The 14,075-nt window shown below is 72.4% G+C and carries 14 protein-coding genes; 8 read left to right on the plus strand and 6 right to left on the minus strand.

All coding sequences use genetic code 11. The features are described from left to right. Positions 1 to 127 precede the first annotated feature (127 nt). A complete protein-coding gene (locus ACSP50_RS14465; protein ID WP_014689655.1) occupies positions 128 to 1,780 on the plus strand; it encodes a hypothetical protein in 1,653 nt (550 codons plus the stop codon). A gap of 19 nt (positions 1,781 to 1,799) precedes the next feature. Next, on the plus strand, positions 1,800 to 2,339 hold the full coding sequence (locus ACSP50_RS14470) for a hypothetical protein (RefSeq protein ID WP_014689654.1): 540 nt from the start codon (positions 1,800 to 1,802) through the stop codon (positions 2,337 to 2,339). A 16-nt stretch (positions 2,340 to 2,355) separates the two neighbouring features. On the opposite strand, the gene ACSP50_RS14475 is transcribed toward ACSP50_RS14470, so the two are convergent. Together ACSP50_RS14475 and ACSP50_RS14480 are read right to left on the minus strand one after the other, a co-directional pair. After that, the gene (locus ACSP50_RS14475; RefSeq protein WP_155123503.1) at positions 2,356 to 4,866 is read right to left on the minus strand and encodes a CHAT domain-containing protein; all 2,511 of its coding nucleotides are present in this window, start codon (positions 4,864 to 4,866) and stop codon (positions 2,356 to 2,358) included. Then, complete coding sequence (locus ACSP50_RS14480) at positions 4,838 to 5,176, minus strand: hypothetical protein (protein WP_014689652.1); 339 nt, start codon at positions 5,174 to 5,176, stop codon at positions 4,838 to 4,840. The genes ACSP50_RS14475 and ACSP50_RS14480 overlap by 29 nt, the downstream gene beginning before the upstream one ends. A 212-nt stretch (positions 5,177 to 5,388) precedes the next feature. On the opposite strand from ACSP50_RS14480, the gene ACSP50_RS14485 reads away from it, so the two are divergent. The 6 genes from ACSP50_RS14485 (at position 5,389) to ACSP50_RS14510 (ending at position 11,638) form a co-directional block, all read left to right on the plus strand. Next, positions 5,389 to 7,611, plus strand: a complete 2,223-nt coding sequence (locus ACSP50_RS14485) for a bifunctional diguanylate cyclase/phosphodiesterase (RefSeq protein ID WP_014689651.1) — start codon at positions 5,389 to 5,391, stop codon at positions 7,609 to 7,611. Positions 7,612 to 7,770: 159 nt separating this feature from the next. Next, positions 7,771 to 7,974, plus strand: coding sequence for a hypothetical protein (locus ACSP50_RS14490; protein ID WP_043511345.1), 204 nt, complete (start codon positions 7,771 to 7,773; stop codon positions 7,972 to 7,974). Between the two features lie 7 nt (positions 7,975 to 7,981). Further along, on the plus strand, positions 7,982 to 8,320 hold the full coding sequence (locus tag ACSP50_RS14495) for a hypothetical protein (RefSeq protein WP_043511343.1): 339 nt from the start codon (positions 7,982 to 7,984) through the stop codon (positions 8,318 to 8,320). A 237-nt stretch (positions 8,321 to 8,557) separates the two neighbouring features. Continuing rightward, complete coding sequence (locus ACSP50_RS14500) at positions 8,558 to 9,964, plus strand: APC family permease (protein ID WP_014689648.1); 1,407 nt, start codon at positions 8,558 to 8,560, stop codon at positions 9,962 to 9,964. Beyond that, positions 9,957 to 10,946: an acetamidase/formamidase family protein gene (locus ACSP50_RS14505; protein ID WP_014689647.1), complete on the plus strand. Its 990-nt coding sequence runs from the start codon at positions 9,957 to 9,959 to the stop codon at positions 10,944 to 10,946. The genes ACSP50_RS14500 and ACSP50_RS14505 overlap by 8 nt, the downstream gene beginning before the upstream one ends. 11 nt (positions 10,947 to 10,957) lie before the next feature. Continuing rightward, entirely contained in the window at positions 10,958 to 11,638 is a 681-nt protein-coding gene (locus ACSP50_RS14510; RefSeq protein WP_014689646.1) for a GPP34 family phosphoprotein, read from the plus strand. 12 nt (positions 11,639 to 11,650) lie between these two features. Here ACSP50_RS14510 and ACSP50_RS14515 read toward each other — a convergent pair whose 3' ends face one another. The 4 genes from ACSP50_RS14515 to ACSP50_RS14530 form a co-directional block, all read right to left on the minus strand. Next, positions 11,651 to 12,112, minus strand: a complete 462-nt coding sequence (locus tag ACSP50_RS14515) for a YdeI/OmpD-associated family protein (RefSeq protein ID WP_014689645.1) — start codon at positions 12,110 to 12,112, stop codon at positions 11,651 to 11,653. Between the two features lie 13 nt (positions 12,113 to 12,125). Beyond that, entirely contained in the window at positions 12,126 to 12,431 is a 306-nt protein-coding gene (locus ACSP50_RS14520) for a GlsB/YeaQ/YmgE family stress response membrane protein (RefSeq protein ID WP_014689644.1), read from the minus strand. 48 nt (positions 12,432 to 12,479) lie between these two features. Next, complete coding sequence (locus ACSP50_RS14525) at positions 12,480 to 12,941, minus strand: carboxymuconolactone decarboxylase family protein (RefSeq protein WP_014689643.1); 462 nt, start codon at positions 12,939 to 12,941, stop codon at positions 12,480 to 12,482. Between the two features lie 134 nt (positions 12,942 to 13,075). Then, positions 13,076 to 14,038, minus strand: coding sequence for an arabinan endo-1,5-alpha-L-arabinosidase (locus tag ACSP50_RS14530; RefSeq protein WP_014689642.1), 963 nt, complete (start codon positions 14,036 to 14,038; stop codon positions 13,076 to 13,078). Positions 14,039 to 14,075: the final 37 nt, after the last annotated feature.

A 14,075-nucleotide genomic window follows, 5' to 3' on the forward strand; every position in this document is an offset into this window, starting at 1 on the left:
CGATCGCACGCCGGAGATCGACCGTTCCGGCCACCGCGATCGTCCACATGGGCCGCCGATTCCACTCGTCAGTGGACGGGTACGGAGCGTCGGCTGACCGTACAGTGGTCCCGGTGAGGTGACCGAAATGACCCATCAGGACCGTCGCCCGTTCCGCCGTGCCCAGGTCACGCCGGCCGCGCTGATCGCCGCGCTCCCGGTCGTTCTGGGCGCGGCGGTGTTCGTGCACGGGCCGGCCGCACGCCCGGTGCCGGTGACCGAATCGGCGACCATGTGGCTCGCGTCCGCCCGGGGTGCGCTGGTCCGGGCCAACGGCCTGGTGTCCCGGCCGGCCGAGCAGATCATCGACACCGTGCCGTACGCCCCGGCGGCGCACGGCGTCCACCTGTCCGCAGAGGTCCCCGGCGCGGTCTTCGCCACGACCGCGGGACAGGTGTCCCGGGTGGACGTCCGGGCCGGGCGCGCCGAGCGGGTCGCCGGTGACCCGGTGATCGCCGCCGGGCCCGACGTCTATCAGGTCGGCGCGGACACCGTCACCCGGCTCGATCCGGCCACGCTGCGCCCCACCGGCAGCTGGACGCTGGGCCGGACGGTCGCCGTGGCCGCCGGGCCGGACGCGGCGTACGTGGCGACCTCCGCCGGGCTCTCCCGGGTCGACGCCACCGGCGTGTCCCCCGTCGCGGATGAGCACGCCGGCGGCCCGGTCCTGATGGACGGCGTCGCCGACGGTGTCGCCGTCTACCACCCGGAACGCGGCGGGATCACCGTGGTGCGCGGCCGGTCGGCCGCGACCGCCGGGACACTCACCCCCGGGCCGGCCACCACCTTCGCCGCCGCGCCGGACGGCCGGGCGTTCGCGGTCGTCGCCGGCCGCGAGGTGCGGGTGTGGGCCGCCGGCCGGCCGTGGAGCGCGCCGCTCGCCTTCACCCCCGGAACCGGCGCGCTCGCCGACGGCCGGCTGTACCTGGCCGATCCGGCGGCCGGCCGGGTGCACGTGCTCGGCCTGTCGGCCGGCCTGCCGGAGCAGGACGTGCTCGACTTCCACGCGCCGGGCCGGATGGAGCTGGACGTGCACCGGCGCGACGGATTCCTGTGGCTCGACGACGTGCGCGGGCCGGAGGCCTACGTCATCCGGGAGGGTCACGCCCGGCAGATCGTCAAGTATGTGACGCCCTCGGCGCCACCCACCAGCCGGTCGGCGGCGGCCACCACCGCACCCCCGCCGACCACGACGCCGCCGACGAAGCCGCCGCGCTCCCCGGATCCGCCGCGTCCGTCGCGGTCCCGCCACGACCCGAAGCCCTCGGCATCGACGCACCCCTCCCGCCGGCCCGCCACGCCGAGCCGGCCCAGCACGTCACCGGCCACCCACCCGAGCACGCAGACCCCCGACCCGCGGGCGAAGTGTGGTGGCCACGACGCCTCGATCACCGTCGACGATGCGGATCGGACCGGGCCGGACCCGCGCGTGACCGTCCGGGTCTGCGTCAAGGCCGGTGGCGACCAGTACTGGATCGTCACCCGCAGCGAGGGTAAGTGGTACGCGAAGCGTCCGGTCAGTGGCGCGGTGGGCCGGCAGTCCTACGTCGTGCACCTGCTGCACGGCTCCGGAACCCCCGGCCAGCACCGGCAGTTCTCCGTGGTCGCGGCCCGCTCCCCGGAGGCGCGGCAGGCCCTGGCCGCGAACCGGGATGCGGACATCCAGAACGCCGACTATCCCCGTGATGAGCTGCCCAGCGGCGTGGACAAGATCTCCGCACCGTGCGAGAGCACATCCTGAGCCCCCGAAGGAGAGCGCCATGACGCATCGCCGGATCCTCGCCATCGTGACCGGTGCGGCCCTGCTGGTCGCCGTCACCGCCTGCGACGACAAAACCGAGGGGGACGACCGGCAGGCCCGGCCACCGGCCGGCCCGGCCACCACCGAGCTACCGACCGGCACGGCCAAACTGCTCAGCCCGGCGGACGGGGCGCAGGTCAACCAGTGCGCCATCTTCACCGGACAGGCGAACCTGCCGGGCGACAAGACACTGGTGCTGGGCGTGCGCAACACCGACAACGGGAACGCCGAGCGCTACTTCGAGGCGGTGAAGAACTGGGAGTACCCCGGCGACCTGAAAGCGTGGACGGGCGCCCAGTACTTCGGGTCCAAGGACAGCTCGGTGGGTCAGCACTTCCGGGTGGAGCTGCTCATCGTCGACCTGGGGCTGGCCACCAAGGCGCTGCGGAACGCGAAGACGGAGGGCTGGCACGCGCCGGACAACCCGGCCGGCAGCACGATCGCGGCGCACATCACCCTGGCCCGGGTGGCCGGGCCCGGTCCCGCCGAGTGCTCGTGACGCGCGGCCGCGCCGGTCAGCAGAGTTGATCGGCGCGGGTCTGCCGGATCTGGATCTGCGCGGCCCGCTGCAGTCCCGCCACCGGGGTCGCGCTGGTCGGGTCGCGCTTGGCCGCGGCCCACACCTTGCGGACCGATTCCAGGTCGGCGGTCAGCACGACCAGGGTGTACAGCTGTCCGCCGCTGTTGCCGAGCGGCACGAGCGCGCTCCACCGGTCCGCGGCGTGCGGCTGGTCCCAGTCGGCGATCCGGAAATAGGTGAAGAGCTCGCCCGCATACCGGTCGGCACGCCGGACCGCGACCAGGACGGTCCGGTCCGCGGGCAGCGACGAGGTCCCGGTCAGCGTGACGCACTGGCCGATCGGCGTTCCGGGTTTCGGCGCGGCGACCGTCGCGGCGCCGGTGAGCGGGCCGGTGACCCAGTCCGGGTCACCGGTGGCGGCCACGGCGGGGGAGGTGGTGCCCGCGGTCGCGGCCGTCGTCGTCGTGCCGGGCGGCGGCTGCGCTCCGCTGTCGTCGTGCGGCCAGAGCGAGATGGCCGCGACCACCCCGGCCACGACGGCGACGGCCGCGACCGATGCCAGAAGCGGCCGCATTCGCGAGACGGGAGTTCCCGGCCGCGCCGGCCTCTCGACAGCCGGCGGTGCCGGCTTCGGCACGCCCGGCGACGGCGGGTCCGCCGGTGGCGAGTCCGGCGGCGCGGACGGACGGCGCGCGGCGACGATGATGCCGGCCGGCTGGATCGGCCGCAGTTCGTACCGCGCGGACCTCAGGCGCGCGGTCAGCTCCGGCTCCTCGAACCGGGAGACGATCACCACCAGCGTCGCGCCCTGTTTCAGGAGCGCGAGCAGGCCGGACAGGTCCGCGTCCGCGTCGATCGGGTCGTCACCGGCGTCCAGGATCAGCACGAAACGCTCGGCACGGAGCCGGTTGGACACCCGGCCGAGCCAGGTGTCCCACGGTGCGGCGGAGAATCGCTCGAAGTCGGCCTCCGGGTACAGCTTGCGCCCGATGTCGTGCACGATGTCCCGGGCCGACCACCGGCGTTTCCGGAACGAGTACGTGAAGGCGCGGCGGGCCAGGTCGGTGCGCACCCACCACCAGGCGAGCAGCCCGGCGAACGCCGTCTTGCCCACCCCGGCCGCGCCGTGCAGCAGCAGGCTGTTCGGCGCGCCGGCGTCGAGGAGCAGCCGTTCCACGGTGACCACGTCGACGTCGCGCCCGAGGACGTCGGGCTCCTCACCCGCGTGGGTCAGTGACGCGAACCAGGACTGTGCCTGCTCGTCGGTCATCTCCTCGAGCTCGAGGTTCACCTCACGCTGCTGGAACAGCACCGGCAGCAGCCAGTCCTGCAACGCGAACGACTGGTGCAGCGCGGTGCGTGCGTTGTCGTTGTACATCTGCTTGCGGGCCGCCTGGACCGCCTGGTCGGGTCGCATGCCGGCGGCGAGCCCGCGGTAGATCGTCGTCACCGCCTGCTCGGCCGCCTCGGCGGAGATCGAGTACGCCATGCCGACCGCTGCCGGCACGCCGGCCTGGGCGAGACGCTGCGCCAGCCCGGCCTCGTTGTCGGAGCCCTGCGCCGACTGGCAGGCGTTGATCACCGCGACCGCGACGCGGTGACGTTCCAGCAGCTGAGCGACCTTGCTGGCGGGAACGGGGTCGGCGACCCCGGTGGTGCCGGTCTCGAAGAGCAGGAAGGCGCCCCGCCCGGTGAACGGCGCGATCGGCTCGTGCGGGCGGAGCCGGCCGGTGGCCATGCCCTCCCGCAGCTGCTCGTCGCTGAGCATCCGGCCGTGCATGTCGAGCTGCATGACCTGGTAGCCGCGCTGCCGGTCCAGGACCGCGGGATCGTCGAGATGCCGGACCAGGCCGCGCCAGGTGCCGGACCGGGCCAGCCCGACGCGCACCGGGATGCCGGCGGTCCAGGAGAACTCCAGCAGCCGGCGGGACATCCGCTGGTAGCTGAGGTCCGCCGCGCCGTCCGGCCGCGCCGCGACCAGCAGTACGTTGAGGATCGGCCCGGGACTGGGCAACCGGAACGGCGGCTTCATCTCCTGGGCGTACCGCTCGACGGGCATCTGTACCGAGAGCGGCTCGTCGTCCGGTGACTCCCGCAGGGCTTCCCAGCGCAGGCGATGGAAGGCCTCCGTCCCGGAGATCCGCAGGCGACAGCCGGCGAACCGGTTGTCGCGGTGCTCGGCGTACCGGCGGAAGATCTCGCCGTCGTTGACCCGGCTGGACAACGTCTGCTCGAAGAGGTCGACACCGTAGTCGACGAGGGCCCGTTCGGTGCGTTCCCGGCGCCCGCCGGAGTCGACCGGCATGGTCTGGTAGGACTCGAAGTACCAGTCGAGCGCCTCCTCCAGGGCGGCGCCCCGCCGGTCGGTCACGGTGATGGAGGAGACGCCGTCGTAGCCGCTGAACCGCACCGTCGCCCGGAACGACCCGTCGCCGAGCACCTGCCGCTCCGCGATCTCGATGATCGAGTCGGGCGCGCTACTCGCCGGCCTTGTCGGTGACGGCAATGATCCGATCCTCACCTTCGGCCGGCAGGACGTCCACCTTCGGCCGGTGTGCGCCGCCCTCGGGCAGCAGCCGGTCCAGGAGCCGGGTGATGAGCAGCACCAGCAGGTCGGCGGCGACGTTGACGGTCAGCGGGATGACCACGGCCTGCAGCGGATCGAGGTGGTAGCCGGTGGGGCGCACGTCGGCGGCATAGGGTTTCTCGCCCTCGGCGAGCAGCTCCCGGGCCTCGGCGTCGGCGGACCAGGCCTCGGCCACCACGGCGGGATCGATCGGGAATCCGGGCGTGAACACGATGGTCGCTTGCGGCACGCTGCCTCCTTGGTGGGCCGTTCCGTCCATAGTGCCCACCGTGGGGTGGCTCACGCATCACCCGTCCCGACGATCGACCGACCCGGGAGTGCCGTCCGCGGTACCCTTCGCCGCTGCCGGGCCGGCCCGGCAGCGGCGCCCGACCCGCACCGCCGGGTGTGACCTGGGCGGTGGAGCCTCAAGACGGCAAAGGTCCGGCCGAAAGGAACGGGGTGCGGCGATCGGTGGTGTGGCGGTGGTGGCTGGTGGCGGGGGTGTCCGTCACCGGCGGATGCGCGCTGCTGCCCAGCAGCGGGCTGGCCGCCAACCTCGGCTACAACGCGATCGGCCTGCTCGCCGCCCTGGCCGTGCTGGCCGGCGTCCGGCTGCACCGGCCGGAGCGGGCCCGCGCCTGGTACTGGCTCAGCGCCGGGCAGGCCGCCACCGTCACCGGTGACCTGCTCTGGGAGTATTTCCAGTACATCGCGCACCAGGACCCGTTCCCGTCCGTCGCCGACGTCTTCTACCTGTCCGCCTATCCGATGCTGGCGGCCGGGCTGTGGCTGCTGTTCCGCGGCCGGTCCCGCGCCGGTGGGGTGGTCAACGCGCTGATCGCCGGGCTCGGGCTGGGGCTGGTCTACTGGATCCTGGTGGTGCACCCGATCGCCGCCGACAACGCCGGGTCCGGGCTGGCCGGGGTGATCGCCACCGCGTACCCGGCCGGCGACCTGCTGCTGCTGGTCATGGTGGCCGGGCTGGTCACCAGCCGGGCCGGTGGCACGGCCGCCGTGCGGCTGCTGGCCGCCGCCGCGTCGCTGCTGCTGGTGACCGACGGTGCGGACGCGGTGGCGACCATGCACGGCTACCCGGAAGGCGCGCTCTTCTCCTCCGGGTGGGCGATCGCGTACCTCTTCTGGGGTGCCGCCGCGCTGCACCCGTCGATGGCCGCCGCGCCGCAACCCGCCGCCGCACGCCCCCCGCGCGCCGGCAGCGTCCAGTACGTGCTGCCCACCGTGTGTGCGCTGCTGCCCCCGGCGATGCTGTTCCTGCCTTGGGTGGGCGGCAATCGGCTGGACCGGGTCGTGCTCGGCGGCGGCTCGGCGGCGCTGACCGTGCTGGCCGCGGCGCAGGTCGCCATGCTGATGCGCCGGGTGCGCGGGCAGGCCGCCGAGCTGCGCCAGCAAGCCCTGCACGACGATCTGACCGGGCTGCCCAACCGGCGCCGGTTCGAGCAGGCGCTGCACCACGCGGCGCGGACCGGGACACTCCGGGTGATCTTCCTGGGCCTGACCGGGTTCAAGAGTGTCAACGACGAGTTCGGCCGTCCGGTCGGGGACCGGGTGCTGACCGTCGTGGCCGGCCGGATCGCCGCCGCCAGCCCCGCCGGGGCCCTGCTGAGCCGGCTCGGCGGGGACGAGTTCGCGCTGCTCGCGCCGGCGGACGTGCCGGTCGAGGAGATCGCCCGGCGGATCGTCGCGGCGCTCGCCGCCCCGGTCCCGGCCGGCGGGCACGAGCTGCTGGCCGGTGCGAACCTGGGCCTGGCCGAGGCCGGTGAGCCGGTCGAGGCGCTGCGCCGGGCGGAGGCCGCGATGCACGCGGCGAAGAGCACCGGGGAGCCGTTCCGGCACTGGTCGCCGGCGCTCGACGAGCGGGCCGGCGAGGCAGCGCGGCTCGGCGCGGAGCTGCGCGCGGCCCTGCAGGGCGACCAGTTCCGGGTGTTCTACCAGCCGATCGTGCGGGTGCCGGAGGGCCGGGTGACCGCGCTGGAGGCGCTGGTCCGCTGGGAGCACCCGGTGCAGGGCATGGTCCGGCCGGACCGGTTCATCCCGGTCGCCGAGCAGACCGGCCTGATCGTCGAACTGGGCGCGTGGGTGCTGCGCACCGCGTGCGAGCGGCTGGTCCGCTGGCGCGCCGAACTCGGGCCGGACGCGCCCGACCGGATCAGCGTGAACGTGTCGGCGCGCCAGCTGGCCCGACCGGAGTTCCCGGACACCGTCGCCGGGATCCTCGCCCTCACCGGACTGCCGGCCGGCTGCCTGACCGTCGAGGTGACCGAGACCGCGGTGTTCGGCGGCGGGCAGGCGGTGACCGCGCTGCACCGGCTGCGCGAGATCGGCGTGCGGATCGCGCTGGACGACTTCGGCACCGGGCACTCGTCGCTCGGGCTGCTGCAGACCGTGCCGGTCGACGTGATCAAGGTGGACAAGTCGTTCGTCGACCGGGTCACCGAGCCCGGCCGGCACTCGGTGATCGCCCGCGCGCTGATCCAGGTCAGCGACGGGCTCGGGCTGACCGCGGTCGCCGAGGGCGTGGAGACCGCGGAGCAGGCCGAGGCCCTGCGTGAGCTGGGCTACCACCTGCTGCAGGGCTACTTCTACGGCCGGCCCGAGGCGGAACCGGACCTGCTCAGCCGGCCGGTGACAGCTGTTCCGCTGTCCGCGACGCCGGCGCCGTGACGGTGCTCCACCCGGTGACGACCGTCCGGCAGGCCGGACGAGGAAGCCGCCGACCACGGTCCGCGGGACTTCCCGCCCCTCGCCGACCCGCCGGACGCGTGTAGGCGAATGCACTCCCTGAGGAACGGCCTTCGGGCGTCCGCGGACTCCGCGAATGCGGTGCAGTTCAGTGACAATGGGACCGCCGATCACCACTGGCAGCCGATTCCGGACGGGAATGTCAAGCTGCGGGTGACGCATTCGCAGCAGGCGCCGGCGATCAACGACATGTCGACCGCGAACGGCGCGCAGTCGCCGCGGGGCCGGTGGCCCGACCCGGGGCTCGCCCATCCGCGCTGGCGGATCATCCCCGCGGCGCTATGATGCGCGCGTGGCCGAAGCTGATGTGCAGAGTTCGCTGACACAGATCAGTAAGGCCGCGGAGCTCTACGGCGTCACCGACCAGGACGTCGACCGCTGGCGGGCCGACATCGAGGACCGTCCGGCCTGGGCGCAGCGGGCCCACGTCTCGGGAATGCTGGCCCAGCGCCTGGTGATGACCGCGATGGAGCACCGCCAGCAGTGCACGGTGGAGGCCTGCCGCACCTGTGCGGGGCTGCGCGAGATGGTGGTGATCGCGCTCGCCGGGGTGCGCACCGTGGTCGACGACCGGCTCGCCGAGCTGTACCGTCGCCCGGCCCGCTGGCCGTGGCGGCGCCGCCGCTTGTGATCAGCCGTTTCACCCATTCTCTAAGGGAACGTTTCAAGTTGATGAAATCGGTTCCCGCGTCCTCGTTGGACTTGCCAGCCAAGGTCATCTAGGTATTTACTGGCGTCGCTTCGGGGATGCCGGTCCGGATCCCATTGACCAACGCAACGTTCCGCTCAGGGTCGCCCTGCGCGGTCATTCTTCATGCCCGCAGCTCACGGGGCTGTGAGCCGACAGTGGAAGGGGTGATGCAGCAGCATGTCCATCGACAAGTTCGGATACCAGCAGCAGTTGCGGCGGGAACTGCGTATCCGCGACCTGATCGCATACGGTCTGGTCTTCATGGTGGTGATCGCGCCGTTCGGCATCTTCGGCGGCGTGTTCCAGGCCAGTGGCGGCATGATCGCCCTGGCCTATGTGGTCGGTGCCGCCGCGATGATCCTCACCGCGTCGTCGTACGGCGTGATGGTGGAGAAGTACCCGGTCGCCGGCTCGGTCTACGGCTACGCGGGCCGGGCCATCGCCCCCGCGGTCGGCTTCCTCACCGGCTGGGCCATCCTGCTCGACTACGTCTGCATCCCGCTGCTGCTGTCGCTGGTCGCCGGCGCCGCCATGAACTCGATCGTGACCAGCGTCCCGGTCTGGGCCTGGGTCATCATCTTCGTGCTGGTCAACACGGTCACGAACGTGCTCGGCATCAAGACCACCAAGCTGCTCAACTGGCTGTTCCTCGCGGCCGAGCTGGTCATCCTGGTGATCTTCCTGATCTTCGGCCTGAAGGCGCTGGCCGACGGCAAGGGCCACGGCTTCAGCTTCGACCCGTTCTACAACGGCACCAGCTTCACCTGGTCGCTGGTGCTCGGCGGCGTCTCCATCGGCATGCTGTCCTACCTCGGCTTCGACGCCCTGGGCCTGCTCGCCGAGGACGCCGCGGACGGCGCCCGCACGGTGCGCCGCGCCATGTACCTCTCGCTCGTCGTGGTCGCCGCCCTGTTCGTCGCGCAGACCTGGGTCGCCGCCCTGCTCGTGCCGGACCCGGCCGGTCTGATCGCCAACGGTGACCCGGCCGGCTCCGCGTTCTACGACGCCGCCGAGGTCGCCGGTGGCCACTGGCTCGGCAAGCTGACCGCGCTGGCCACCGCCCTGGCCTGGGGTATCGCGAACAACATGGTCGCCCAGGTGGCCACCAGCCGCCTGCTGATGGCGATGTCGCGCGACGGCCAGCTGCCGCGCTTCCTGTCGCGCGTCTCGCCGACCCGCTCGGTGCCGACCAACGCGATCGTCACCACCGCGATCATCTCGCTCGGCATCGGCCTCTGGATGGCCAACCGCGACGACGGCATCACGCTGATGAGCGCCCTGGTCAACTTCGGCGCCCTGATCGCCTTCGTGGTCCTGCACGTCTGCGTGATCTGGGAGTGGGCGAAGAACGGCCGGCGGGGCAGCGTGCTGCGCAACGTCCTGGTCCCGCTGCTCGGCGCGGCGGTCCTGATCGCGGTGATCTGGAACGGCAACATCCTCGCCCAGAAGGTCGGCCTGGCCTGGCTCGGCGTCGGCGTGGTCGTGCTGATCGTGCTGCTGGCCACCGGGCGCAAGCCCAGCCTGCCCGAGGTGCCCGGCGACGACGAGCCGCTGGTCGCCCCGAAAGCGGTCGAGAATGTCTGACGCGCTGCACATCCCGGCCGATCCCGGCCAGTACGGGTACACGTTCGGCGGCCGCGAGGCGATCGCCTCGATCAAGCCGGGCGACACGGTCACCCTGCGCACCCTGGACTGCTTCGGCGGCAAGGTCCGCTCGGTCACCGACCTGCCCAGCCAGGTCTGCGAGTTCCCCTACCTCAACCCGGTCACCGGCCCGCTCCACGTCGAGGGCGCCCAGCCGGGGGACACCCTCGCGGTGCACGTGGTGTCGCTGACCCCGGCCTCGCCGGTCGGCATCTCGTCGACGTTCCCGCACTTCGGGGCACTCACGTCGACCGGATACACGCGTACGCTGCAGGCGCCGCTCGAGGAGCGGGTCTGGTTGTACGACATCGACCTGGCCGCGCAGACCGTGCGGTACCGGGCGAGCCGCAGCGACTTCACGGTCGACCTGGAGCTCGCCCCGATGCTGGGCACGGTCGGCGTCGCGCCGGCCGCCCACGAGGTGCGTCAGACCATCGTGCCGGACGTGCACGGCGGCAACCTGGACACCCCGCTGCTCGGCCCGGGCGCCACCCTCTACCTCGGCGTGAACGTGCCCGGTGCGCTGCTCGCGCTCGGCGACGGCCACGCCCGGCAGGGTGACGGCGAGGTCTGCGGCGTCGCGGTCGAGGTGGCCATGGACGTCACCATCCGGGTCGACGTGATCTCCGGCGTGCCGACCGGCACCCCGCGTCTGGAGACCGACGCCCAGCTGGTGTCGCTGGGCGCCGCCCGGCCGCTGGAGGACGCGTTCCGGATCAGCCAGGACGACCTGGTCCGGCACGTGGCCGCCCTGACCGGACTGGACCTGCTCGATGCGTACCAGCTGGTGTCGCAGACGACGAGCGCCCGCGCGGGCAACGTCGTCGACCCGCAGTACGTGATGAGCGCCGGCATCGACAAGAAGTACCTGCCCGGGGTCACCGCGTACAGCGGGATCCACGAGCGACTGCGGAACGGCTGACAGAAGTAATCATGCGACGCCCCGGACTCGACCCCACCCTCGTCCGCGAGCAGCTGTTCATCCTGGCGCACGACGAGACCAGGCACATGCGGCCGCGCCTGCACGTGCCGGCCCTGTCGGCCGGCCTGGCCGGCGCGACGGTGATGGACCTGCTGATCGCCCAGCGGGTGATGATCGAGTCCGGGACGGTGCAACCCGACTGGTATCAGCGGGAGACCACGTTCGACCCGGTCACCGACGACGTGCTCGCGCTGATCATGCAGAAGGCGCCCGGCCCGGCGCTGCCCGGCCTGATCCGCGCGATCGCACCCAGCATGTACGAGCGCACCGCCGCCGCCCTGATCCACAAGGGTGTCCTGCTGGAGTCCCCGGCGCGGCGCTGGCGCAAGAAGGAGTATGAGATCGCCGAGGAGGGCATCTCGGTCCGGGTCCGGGCGAAGGTGGGTTACCGGCTCGACGGCCGGGACGGCCCCTCCCCGGACGCCGACTGCCTGTGCACCCTGGTCTCGGCGCTCGGCCTGCACGCGGCGCTGCTGCGCGGCACCCGGGCCGAGCTCGAACCGCTGATGCAGCGGATCAGCCGTGACCTGCCGGACCGTGCCCGCCCCACCCGGCACCCGATCGGCGGCGCCCCGGCGGTCGCCGCGGCCGTGCTCGCCCTCGTCCAGGATCTGGCCACCTCGGCGATGTGAGACACGTGCGGGTCAGCGGTGCCGGCCGGCCTTGAGCATCTCGACGGTCTCGGCGACCCGCTGCGCGCGGGTCGCCTCCCGTTTCGCCTCACCGATCCAGCGCGCGAACTCTTTGCGATGCGAAAAGGCCAGTCGGTCGTACGCGGTCTGCGCGGCCCCGTCCGCGGCCAGCGCGGCGGCCAGCTCCGCCGGGACCTCCACGGTGCGTTCGCCGGCGTCGGCGGCCACCGTCACCTCGTACGCCGTGCCGATCTCCACCCCGGCCTGCGCCCGCGCCGCCTTGGCCAGGCCGATCATGTTCTCGCCGCCCATCCGGGCCAGCCGCAGCGGCAGCGTCACCCCGTTCACCGTGAGCCGCACCGGGAACGCCTTCCTCCCGTCGCCGACGGCCGCGACCTGCTCGTCGGAGAGCAGGAACGCGCCCGCCGGGCCACGTTTCTCCAGGGTCAGGGTGAGTGTCAGGATCTCCGCCATGCTGACACGGTAGTCAGTCGTGGTGGTGATCCGTGGAGAACGCCCGCGCCAGCATCGCGGCGATTCCCACGCCGAGCACCGCGATGCCGACCTGCACACCGACCACGGCCCAGTCGAAGGTCCGGCCGGACACCGTGAAGAAGTGCGTGCTGTGCAGGTCGTACCGCTTGGACACCCAGGTCCCGGCGACCGCGGCACCCATCCCGACCAGCACCGTCGCGATCAGCCCGATGTTCTGCCGGCCGGGCAGCACGATCCGCGCCACCACCCCGATGATCGCGCCGAAGACGATCGCGGCGATCAGGTTCTGAGTGTTCACTGACTTCCTCCCAAGGACATCGCGTCGATGCCCATGGTGACGGCCGCGTCAAGCCTGGTAGTCACCGCCCGGCTGCCGGGTGATGACGTTCAGCCGATTCCACGCGTTGATCACCGCGATCTGTGCGGTCAGCGCCGCCAGTTGCTCGGCGTCGAAGTGCTCGGCGGCGGCCGCCCACACCTCGTCGCCCACCCCACCGGCCGCGTCGGCGATCCGGGTGCCCTCCTCGGCCAGCTCCAGGGCGGCCCGCTCGGCGTCGGTGAAGACGGTCGCCTCCCGCCAGCCGGCGACCAGGTGCAGGCGCACCGGCGACTCGCCGGCCTTGGTGGCGTCCTTGGTGTGCATGTCGATGCAGAAGGCGCAGCCGTTGATCTGGCTGGCCCGGATCTCCACCAGGTGCCGCACGGTTTCCGGCAGCGGCGACTCGGCGATCGCGCGGGATGCCGCGAACAGGTGCTTGGCGACCTGGCCGCTGACGTGGCTGCCACGGTGGTCCAGACGTGCGTTCATGATGCCGTGCTCCCTACCTTGTGGGCTGTGCGGTTACACGGACAGGACTGGACAGCCGCTCCGGATGTGACAGCCCACCACTGTGATCGATGCCACCCGGCCGTGGTGGCGTTCACCGCCGGGCGCTGCGCGGCTCAGTGGACGTACGGCCAGGCGGACGAGTCCCAGCCCAGCAGGTTGATGCCGAGCCGGGCGTCGCCGGCCGACGTGTAGTAGTGGTAGAGCAGCACGTCGGAGTCGCTGTCGGTGAGGACGGCGGGATGCCCGGGCCCGTGGATCGCGCCGTGCGAGGCGAGGATCTCGGTGCCGCCGCCGGCCGTGGTCAGCGTGCCGGCCCGATCCCGGTACGGTCCGGTGATCGACGTGGACCGGGCCACCATGATCCGGTACGTGCTGGACGCACCCCGGCAGCAGAAGTCGAACGCCAGGAAGAGGTAGTAGTAGCCGCCGTGCCGGAAGACGAACGGCGCCTCCACCGACTTGCTGTTCACGAAGCGCTCGGCGACGGCGTCCATCGTGCTGTCGGCGCGCTTGCCGGTGGCCGGGTCCAGCCTCACCCTCTTGATCCCGGACCAGAACGAACCGAGGGTGAGCCACCACTCGCCGGACGGGGTGACGGTCAGATCGGGGTCGATGGCGTTCCAGTTCCCGCCGGCCGTGGACTCGATCACCTTGCCATGGTCGGTCCAGGTGCCGGCTGCACCGGTCGGGCTGGCGGCCAGGAAGATCGCCGACCGGCTCGAGCCGAACGTGGAGGCGGCGTAGTACATCAAATACCTACCGCTATGGTACGAAATATCGGGCGCCCAGAGTGTGGCGCTGCCGCCGGTGTAGTCGTTCGCCCACGGCGTCCCGGTCGGGAAGGCCCTGCCGGCGGCCACGAACCTGGTGCGGTCCGAGGAGGTCTTCAAGGTGATCCCGTCGCCGGTGGTGGCCAGCAGGTAGCCCCCGTTCGGCGTCTTCACCATGGATGGATCGTGGGCGGCCGTCGAGCCGGTGACCACGCCCGGATCGGGGTAGGAGGCGGCGGTGGCCGGCGGGACACCGACGGTGGTCGCGAGGAGCGCGGACAGCATCAGGGTGCGGAAGCGAGACATGGGGGGATTCGCCTTCCGGTCTGGGGTGGCGGCCCCG

The organism is Actinoplanes sp. SE50/110, from assembly GCF_900119315.1.
GTDB lineage: Bacteria > Actinomycetota > Actinomycetes > Mycobacteriales > Micromonosporaceae > Actinoplanes.

Excerpts from the sequence above, each read along its gene's own strand:
- ACSP50_RS14465 (WP_014689655.1), top strand. The coding sequence starts at position 128 with ATGACCCATCAGGACCGTCGCCCGTTCCGCCGTGCCCAGGTCACGCCG.
- ACSP50_RS14470 (WP_014689654.1), top strand. The coding sequence starts at position 1,800 with ATGACGCATCGCCGGATCCTCGCCATCGTGACCGGTGCGGCCCTGCTG.
- ACSP50_RS14500 (WP_014689648.1), top strand. The coding sequence starts at position 8,558 with ATGTCCATCGACAAGTTCGGATACCAGCAGCAGTTGCGGCGGGAACTG.
- ACSP50_RS14505 (WP_014689647.1), top strand. The coding sequence starts at position 9,957 with ATGTCTGACGCGCTGCACATCCCGGCCGATCCCGGCCAGTACGGGTAC.
- ACSP50_RS14510 (WP_014689646.1), top strand. The coding sequence starts at position 10,958 with ATGCGACGCCCCGGACTCGACCCCACCCTCGTCCGCGAGCAGCTGTTC.
- ACSP50_RS14515 (WP_014689645.1), bottom strand. The coding sequence starts at position 12,112 with ATGGCGGAGATCCTGACACTCACCCTGACCCTGGAGAAACGTGGCCCG.
- ACSP50_RS14525 (WP_014689643.1), bottom strand. The coding sequence starts at position 12,941 with ATGAACGCACGTCTGGACCACCGTGGCAGCCACGTCAGCGGCCAGGTC.
- ACSP50_RS14530 (WP_014689642.1), bottom strand. The coding sequence starts at position 14,038 with ATGTCTCGCTTCCGCACCCTGATGCTGTCCGCGCTCCTCGCGACCACC.